The following is an 8,322-nucleotide window of genomic DNA, read 5'->3' as shown; positions in this document are numbered from 1 at the left end:
CGGCGGTGTCTACCTCTTCCCATTCCGAACAGAGAAGTCAAGCCCGCCAGAGCCGATGGTACTGCGGTAAAACGTGGGAGAGTAGGTCGGTGCCAACCTTTACTAAAAGCCTTGTTCAGTTCGAACAGGGCTTTTTTGCGTTTTTATAGGTTCCTCTTTATTTTTACGTGATAATAATAACTCAACATCTTATTATACAAACATTATATTTACTTTTCATCTAAAGCACTTATCACCTAATCCGAAAGTAGATGTATTCCACTACAGTATTTATTTTGCTTTTAATATTCATAATAATTGTTGTACTGATTGCACAGCAAAAAGCATAGAAGGTAAGACGGACAATGGATATGGCGGCTCAGATGGCGGCGATTCCGCCTGGCATCTCAATGATAACTATAATGATGATTGCAGCAGTGACTCAGGATCTGATGGAGGCGATGGCGGCGGGGATTAAAAGCGTTGAAATAAAAATGGCTTCCGAATAAGGGAAGCCATTTTTATTTGTGTATCGTAAGTTATACAGCCGTATCTCTTCTGATAAAACCTAGTAACAGCGCTATAATAGCAATTACCAGTAAAGCGTGTATTAAACCTGTTGCAGTATATGCAAACACTCCAATTGCCCAACCTATTATAAGGATCACAGCAACGATGTACAATAGAGATCTCATAGTGTTAAATTTTAGTTAATGATTTCATAGATAGTATATGTTATACCATAACTGTGCCGAAAACATATTGGTGTAATAAATAAAAACGCCGCTGCAATTTTTTGCACCGGCGCCTACGTCTTTTAAGGATAGTTTTATATCTACAAAGCGAGCCATTTTTGTCTTACAGAAAGCTGTTTTTTGCTTGGATTATCCACAGGTTCAATCTTATACCTTGTTTTATTGCTCTTTAGCAATACTATCGGCAATATCATTTCCAATCCATCACGGTTTATGGTAACGTCGATTTTATCCCCGGGTTTTTTACCGTTCAAAATAGTAGTCATATCTGTAACAGGTGTACCGTCAATGGCTACAAGTTCATCATTTACATTAATTCCACCTACCCACGCTGAAGTATTACGGCTCACGGTAGTCACTAAAAACCTGTTGTTTGTATTTGATGTAGCTACACCCAGTGCAGGAGTATTACTTCCGGCTAACTCATCAATTAATTTATAACCTGCGTATCCAAGATATTTATCATGATTGATTACAGTTACTCCGTTAATATAATCACGATAAAAATTATCCAGCTTCTTGCCGGCGAACTTTTCAAGGCCAAGTTTAAACTCGGCATCGGTGTATCCTCTTTTAAGGCTTTTGTAGTATTCATTATACATGTACCGCATCACATCGTCTAATGAGTACTGTGCGTTACTGCTATTTATAATTTCTAAATCAAGCAGGTAACCAATTAGTGATCCTTTGCCGTAATAAGAAATTGTTGAATTTGCGGAATTCTCATTCGGACGATAGTACTTTATCCACGCGTCAAAACTTGATTCGGCTACCGATTGTATTTTCCCGCCCGGCTGGTTTTCGTTGGTGTTAATGTCGCCGGTTAGCGTTGTTATAAAAGTGCTTTCTGGGTATAACGATGCCTGCCGGATGGTTTTATATTCAAAATAGGCGGTAAAGCCTTCTGCGATCCATAAGTTTGTAGTGTAATTTTCATTCTCATAATCAAATGGCCCCAGGGCTATAGGCCTTAAACGCTTAACATTCCACAAATGGAAATGCTCGTGCGAGGCCAGCTCTAAAAAGCCCTGGTATCCTTTCTCGGTACTATATGCATCCCGCGATGCGCCCAGTACGGTCGAATTCAAATGCTCCAATCCACCGCCGCCTTTTAAAAAATGATGCACTATAAAGGTGTAACGTTTATTAGGGTTTTCACCGAATAAACTGGTCTGGGCTTTTATGAGTTTAGTGAGATCTTTTGTCAGGCGGTCTTTATTATAAGTACCGCTGCCATACATGGCCATTTCATATTTAACGCCATCTACAATAAAGTCAAAGGTGTCCTGTGTACCAACCTCTATTGGCGAATCAAACAGTATGTCGTAATTCGGAGCTTTTAACACAAATGGGTCATTACCAACAGCATCTAAGCCGGTAGATACTTTCGTCCAGCCTTTGTAAGGAATAATTTTAACAGTTGAAGGTTCATTAAGCATCCCTTTAGGGTACATAAATACACCAGAGTTTGACAGGAAGGCATGCGAAGCATCTACAAAACTTGTACGAACGGATATTTCAAATGCGTACACCCGATAGCGCACCGTTAAATCTTTTACACCTGCAGTACTTACACGCCAGGTGTTTTTGCTCGTTTTAACAGCATACAGCATACTGCCATTACCTTCGGCTACAAAACCTTCAACATTTTTAGCAAACTCGCGAACAAGGTATGAGCCCGGCGCCCACACCGGCATCTTTATTTCGGTGGCTTGTTGTTTTAAACCTTTGATGTGCATCTCTACATCAATATAATGCGCTTGCGCCTCAGGGAATGTAACCGTATATGTTATTTGTGTGTTGCCTGCCGCGCCGGCCATATTACTCATAAAGATCAGGATTAACGATACAGATGCTGCTAGCTTGAAAAATCTCATCGGCGAATTTATTAAAATTTAATAACTGATACAGGGGTTTAAGTAACACAATTGAGATGTAAAATGGTTGATACATAAAACTTTTTATAAATAAATGGGGGTTAAATTGCAGGACAATGAAGATGGCCGTTGCTAACAGTATCTGCCTGTCGCTTCAGCTCCGGCAAACATTCATATGAAGATTAAACATATCATTTACACTGTACTGGCACTGCTTGCCTGCTATGTACTGTATAATAAATTTTTTGGCAGCAAAAATAAGGAAAAGACAACTGCAGGGGCCGGTGCAGGCAAAGGCGGAAAACGCGGCGGGCCGGTACCGGTAAATGTGCTGATAGCTAAAGATACGGCTATTAACACTACTATTGAAGTAACCGGAACTATAAGCGCTAACGAACAAGTGAATCTTGTAAGCCAGGCATCAGGCAATATCACCAATATTTATTTTAAAGAAGGAAGCAGGGTTAGTAAGGGCCAATTGCTGGTAAAAGTATATAACCAGGATTTGCAGGCCTCGCTGGCACAAAACGAATACCAGGTGGCACTGGCTAAAGAAAATGAATATCGTAACAGGATATTATTTGAAAAAGAGGCTGTTAGCAAACAGGAATTTGAAACTTCACTGGCGCAGCTAAACTCCCTTAAAGCCCAAAGCGCGGCAATAAGAGCGCAGATATCGCGTACAGAAATCAGGGCGCCTTTTTCGGGTACAATAGGTTTAAGAAGCATAAGCCCGGGCGGATACCTTTCCCCTTCAACCCCAATAGCTACCTTGGTGAATATTGATCCTGCCAAACTTACTTTCTCGGTACCTGAAAAATATTTGTCGTTGGTAAAAGTGGGCAACAAAATTAAATTTACTACAGAAAGCTCTGATAATATATTCACGGCCACCGTTTATGCCATTGAGCCGTCTATAGATGTTTCATCACGTACTATAACAGTCCGTGCCAGGGCCCCAAATGGTGAGGGAAAGCTAACTGCCGGCAGTTTTGCTAAAATAAACCTTACGCTCAATCAAATCCCTAATACTATCATGGTACCCACCCAAAGTGTGATACCGGATATTAAAGATAATTACGTGTTCGTGAGCGATAGTGGGATGGCAATGCGGCGTACAGTTAAAACAGGGATGCGTACCGATAAGGAAATAGAGATAACCGAAGGGTTGAAGCAGGGTGACAGTGTGATAATATCAGGCATTATCCAATTGCGGCCAAAAGCGCCGGTGAAAATACAAAAGGTGGTAAAAAAATGAGTTTATCATCAGTAAGTATCAAAAGGCCCGTATTGGCTACAGTGCTGTCTGTTACTATTGTAATTTTTGGTATTGTGGGTTATACATACCTGGGCGTTCGTGATTTCCCTTCAGTTGATCCGCCTATTATTTCTGTCTCCACATCCTATTCGGGTGCTAACTCTGACGTTATTGAGTCACAAATAACCGAGCCGCTTGAAAAGGCAATAAACGGCGTGCAGGGTATCCGTAATATCTCGTCTACAAGTTCGGTAGGTGCCAGTAATATTACTGTTGAGTTTGAACTTGATGCGGATCTGGAAACTGCGGCCAATGATGTACGCGATAAAGTGTCGCAGGCGCAACGACAGTTGCCGCAGGACATAAACGCGCCGCCTGTTGTAACTAAAGCTGATGCCAACGCCGAAAATATTTTGATACTGATTGTAAGCAGTAATACGCGTAACATTATGCAAATAAATGATTATGCAGAAAATGCTTTGCAGGAGGCGTTGCAAACTATACCCGGTGTAAGCCAGATAAATATTATGGGGCAGCGCCAGTATGCCATGCGGTTATGGATTGACCCTGGTAAGCTCACTGCGCTCGGCCTGGCAACAAGTGATATCAGGAACGCGCTGGCCCTTGAGAACGTAGAATTACCGGCAGGTAAACTGGAGGGCAATAATACTGAGCTTACCATCAGGGCTATTGGTAAACTTACTACCGAACAGGATTTTAACAACATGATCATCCGCAATGATAGCAATAGGGTGATACGTTTTAAAGATGTGGGCTATGCGGTTTTAGGATCATCAAATGAACAAACCGCCTTAAAAGAAAGCGGTGTATTAAAAGTAGGCGTCGGGCTTGTACCACAGCCGGGTGCCAACTATGTTCAAATTGCCAAAGATTTTTACCAACGCCTTGAATTGATAAAGAAGGACCTGCCGCCCGATATTGAGCTCGAAGTGTCGATGGATAAAACCCTGTTCATCAATCAGTCAATAAAGGAGGTAGAAGAAACGCTTCTGCTATCCTTTGTACTCGTAGTGATAATTATATATCTTTTTTTTAGGGATTGGCTCATTGCCTTCCGCCCGTTAATAGATATACCGGTATCCCTGCTGGGTGCGTTTTTTGTGATGTATATTTTTGATTATTCCATTAATATATTAACGCTTTTAGGGATTGTATTGGCAACCGGTTTAGTGGTTGACGATGGTATAGTTGTAACCGAAAACATCTATAAAAAGATTGAGAGTGGAATGGCTGTGCGTAAGGCGGCCTTTGAAGGTTCAGCAGAAATATTGTTCGCTGTAATTTCAACCTCAATAACGCTCGCAGCCGTTTTCCTGCCCATTATATTTTTACAGGGATTCACGGGCAGGCTGTTTAGGGAGTTTGCGGTGGTGGTAGCCAGCGCGGTGCTGATATCGGCATTTGTATCCCTCTCGTTAACCCCTATGTTAAGTGTAAAGCTTATCCGTAAAGATCAGAAGAAGTCGAAATTTTATATAAAGACCGAGCCTTTTTTTGAAAGGATGACCAATGGCTACACAGAGGGGCTTATCAGGTTCATGAAAAGGAAATGGATGTCGCTTGGTATACTCGTTATGTCGCTCGGCATAATTGCCGCGTTAATGTTAACCAAAGCAATTCCGTCTGAACTTGCCCCTCTCGACGACAGAAGTATGCTGCGCTATAACGTTACAGGATCAGAAGGTGCAACCTATGAGTATATGACCGCGTATATGGATCAGGTGGCAGACCTGATTGCCGACTCGATACCTGAAGCAACCATAAACCTGGAAATCATATCTCCATCACGTGGCGGTGCCGGTGCGGCAAATTCAGGATTTGGCCGCATAGCCCTGACAGACCCTGATGAACGCGAACGCTCTCAGCAGGAAATAGCAGATTGGTTAAACGCCAAGTTAAGCACAATGCCAGATGCCCGCGCCCTGGTGACACAGGAGCAAACCATTAGCGGGGGTGGCAGCGGTGCCCGTAACGCGTTGCCGGTACAATATGTGATACAAAATCAAAATTTTGAAAAAATACGCAAGGCGCTGCCTGATTTTTTCGCTGAAGTATCAAAAAGCCCGGTATTTCAGGGCACCGATGTTAACCTGAAATTTACCAAGCCCGAACTGCGTGTAGTTACCGATCGTGACCGTGCCCGCGACTTAGGGGTTTCTGTAGCCGACATAGCCCAAACGCTACAATTGTATTACAGCGGTGGCCGGCTGGATTACTTTTTGATGAACGGCAAACAATACGAGGTGATAGCACAGGTTGACCGTGCCAACCGCGACAGGCCGCTTGACCTTAAATCAGTATACGTGCGCAGTAATCGCGGAAGCCTGGTTCAATTGGATAACGTAGTAAAAGTTGAAGAAAGTTCGGCGCCGCCATCTATATTCCATTTCAACCGCTACAAATCGGCCACCATACAGGCAGGGCTAGCACCGGGTAAAACCATCGGAGAGGGAGTTGATGAAATGGACAGAATTGCTAAAAAGCACCTCGATCCAACATTTAGCACCGCGCTGACAGGCCCGTCAAGAGATTACCAGGAGGGTGCTTCAGGTATACTGTTTGCATTTGGGTTTGCTTTGGTACTTATCTATCTGGTGCTGGCAGCACAGTTTGAAAGCTTTCTTGACCCGGTTATAGTAATGCTTACGGTACCGCTGGCTATAGCGGGGGCGCTATTATCATTGTGGCTGTTTAATCAAACATTAAACATTTTTAGCCAAATAGGAATTATCACCCTGATAGGGCTGGTAACTAAAAATGGCATATTAATAGTGGAGTTTGCCAACCAGCGGATGGAGCATGGTTTATCAAAGTATGATGCCATTGTTGAGGCTGCAACTTCACGCCTGCGGCCGATACTAATGACAAGTTTAGCCGTAGTGCTCGGGGTAGTGCCTATTGCATTTGCCTTAGGCGCAGGGGCACAAAGCCGTGTATCGTTGGGTATAGTTATAATGGGTGGCATGTTGTTTTCATTGGTGCTTACGTTATATGTGATACCGGCTATGTACCTGCTTATGGCACCAAAAACACGCCATGATCCGGATGCCGAACCTGTAGAAGGCGAGAAATCCCAAAACCAAAAGCTGATAGAGAACTTGTAATTGCCATGAGAAAAAGTATATATCTGATATATTGTTTACTGGTAATAACTGGCGGAGCTTACGCGCAAACGCCGCCCCAGCTTACGCTGCGTGACGCTGTCGAGCTGGCTTTAAAAAATAACTTTGATATCCGTATATCGCAAAACAGCGCTGCCATTGCAAATAACAACGTAACCTTAGGCAATGCCGGCATTTTGCCGCAGGTAACCGCCGATTTTACATCAAGTAACAGTATTCTTACCACCCGGCAAACACGTGCCGATGGTACAATTAACAATATCAACAACGCGCGTAACACAGGCATTACTTACGGTGCTAACCTTAACTGGACTATATTTGATGGCTTTGCCATGTTTGCCAATTATGATCAGCTTAAAGAGCAGGACAAGTTGGGGCAGCTTTCATTAAAAGACACCGTTCAGCGTACAATAGCCGACGTAATTATCACTTACTACAATCTCATCAGCCAGGCCGACCAGATAAAGGCGCTTGACGGGGTATTGGCTATTTCACGCACGCAAGCCAAATATGCCGGCGATAAATTTAAAGTGGGCGCAGTTTCGCGGCTTGAGGTGAACACTGCGCTGGTAAATGCTAATATTGATACCTCAAATCTGATTGACCAATACCGGATTTTCAGGGAAACCAAAGTACGCTTAAATCAATTACTTGGCCGTAACGTGCAAACGGATTTTACAGTGGCTGATACCATTATTGTTGATGAATCATTAAAGCTTGGCGACGTTATTAACAATGCACAAACCCAAAACCCGGCCATTTTAGCTGCGCAAATCAACAGAAGTTTGGCCGAAATAAACCTGCGTCAGGTTAAATCAACGCGCTACCCGCAACTTTCTGTAGCATCCGGGTATACTATCAGTGATAGTCGTAACCCTGCAGGCTTTGCGCGCGTACAAAATGCCAAAGGGTTTAATTATGGTTTAACTGCATCTATAAATATTTTTGATGGGTTTAACCAGTGGCGCAGGGAACGCAATGCGAAGTTGCAAATTGATAATGCCGGACTAAATTACAAACAGGTACAGCAGGTAGTAGAAGCTACCATCAGTAATTTTTTTATAAGTTACATATCCGGGTTAGAACAAGTGAAGATAGGGCAGACCAACAAAGATCTGGCAAAACGTAATTTAGACCTCTCGTTGGAAAGGTACCGTTTAGGAAATATTACACCCCTTGAAATACGCGAGGCACAACGAAATTACCTTGACGCACAATCGAGATTTTCAATGGCACAATACCAGGCAAAAATGGCGGAAGTGACTTTAAGACAGATAACTAACAGTATAGATATTAAATAAAAATATATA

6 protein-coding genes and 1 rRNA gene are annotated in these 8,322 nt (G+C 42.9%); 5 read left to right on the top strand and 2 right to left on the bottom strand.

Translation table 11 applies throughout. The features are described 5' to 3' along the window. Nucleotides 1-98: ribosomal RNA gene (rrf, locus tag DJ568_RS16895) — 5S ribosomal RNA — on the top strand; the annotation flags it as partial. A 246-nt stretch (nt 99-344) separates the two neighbouring features. Then, nucleotides 345-488: a hypothetical protein gene (locus DJ568_RS17310; RefSeq protein ID WP_158534965.1), complete on the top strand. Its 144-nt coding sequence runs from the start codon at nt 345-347 to the stop codon at nt 486-488. A gap of 30 nt (nt 489-518) precedes the next feature. On the opposite strand, the gene DJ568_RS16890 is transcribed toward DJ568_RS17310, so the two are convergent. Beyond that, complete coding sequence (locus tag DJ568_RS16890) at nt 519-674, bottom strand: lmo0937 family membrane protein (protein WP_114006482.1); 156 nt, start codon at nt 672-674, stop codon at nt 519-521. Between the two features lie 140 nt (nt 675-814). Then, nucleotides 815-2,563 (bottom strand): M61 family metallopeptidase, encoded by a 1,749-nt coding sequence (locus DJ568_RS16885; protein ID WP_114006486.1) that lies wholly within the window; start codon nt 2,561-2,563, stop codon nt 815-817. Nucleotides 2,564-2,786: 223 nt separating this feature from the next. On the opposite strand from DJ568_RS16885, the gene DJ568_RS16880 reads away from it, so the two are divergent. Genes DJ568_RS16880 through DJ568_RS16870 form a run of 3 tightly spaced genes read left to right on the top strand, consistent with a single transcriptional unit; the run spans nt 2,787 to nt 8,313 of the window. Then, nucleotides 2,787-3,869, top strand: a complete 1,083-nt coding sequence (locus tag DJ568_RS16880) for an efflux RND transporter periplasmic adaptor subunit (protein WP_114006481.1) — start codon at nt 2,787-2,789, stop codon at nt 3,867-3,869. After that, nucleotides 3,866-6,994, top strand: coding sequence for an efflux RND transporter permease subunit (locus DJ568_RS16875; RefSeq protein WP_114006480.1), 3,129 nt, complete (start codon nt 3,866-3,868; stop codon nt 6,992-6,994). The genes DJ568_RS16880 and DJ568_RS16875 overlap by 4 nt, the downstream gene beginning before the upstream one ends. Before the next feature lie 5 nt (nt 6,995-6,999). Then, on the top strand, nt 7,000-8,313 hold the full coding sequence (locus DJ568_RS16870; protein ID WP_114006479.1) for a TolC family protein: 1,314 nt from the start codon (nt 7,000-7,002) through the stop codon (nt 8,311-8,313). Nucleotides 8,314-8,322: the final 9 nt, after the last annotated feature.

This window comes from Mucilaginibacter hurinus (genome assembly GCF_003324525.1).
Classification (GTDB): Bacteria; Bacteroidota; Bacteroidia; order Sphingobacteriales; family Sphingobacteriaceae; genus Mucilaginibacter; species Mucilaginibacter hurinus.
This window is presented reverse-complemented; position numbering and strand designations above follow the sequence as displayed.

Bases quoted from the DNA above. Each gene is read 5' to 3' on its own strand.
- DJ568_RS16885 (WP_114006486.1), bottom strand. From the start codon at position 2,563: ATGAGTAATATGGCCGGCGCGGCAGGCAACACACAAATAACATATACG.
- DJ568_RS16875 (WP_114006480.1), top strand. From the start codon at position 3,866: ATGAGTTTATCATCAGTAAGTATCAAAAGGCCCGTATTGGCTACAGTG.
- DJ568_RS17310 (WP_158534965.1), top strand. From the start codon at position 345: ATGGATATGGCGGCTCAGATGGCGGCGATTCCGCCTGGCATCTCAATG.
- DJ568_RS16870 (WP_114006479.1), top strand. From the start codon at position 7,000: ATGAGAAAAAGTATATATCTGATATATTGTTTACTGGTAATAACTGGC.
- DJ568_RS16880 (WP_114006481.1), top strand. From the start codon at position 2,787: ATGAAGATTAAACATATCATTTACACTGTACTGGCACTGCTTGCCTGC.
- DJ568_RS16890 (WP_114006482.1), bottom strand. From the start codon at position 674: ATGAGATCTCTATTGTACATCGTTGCTGTGATCCTTATAATAGGTTGG.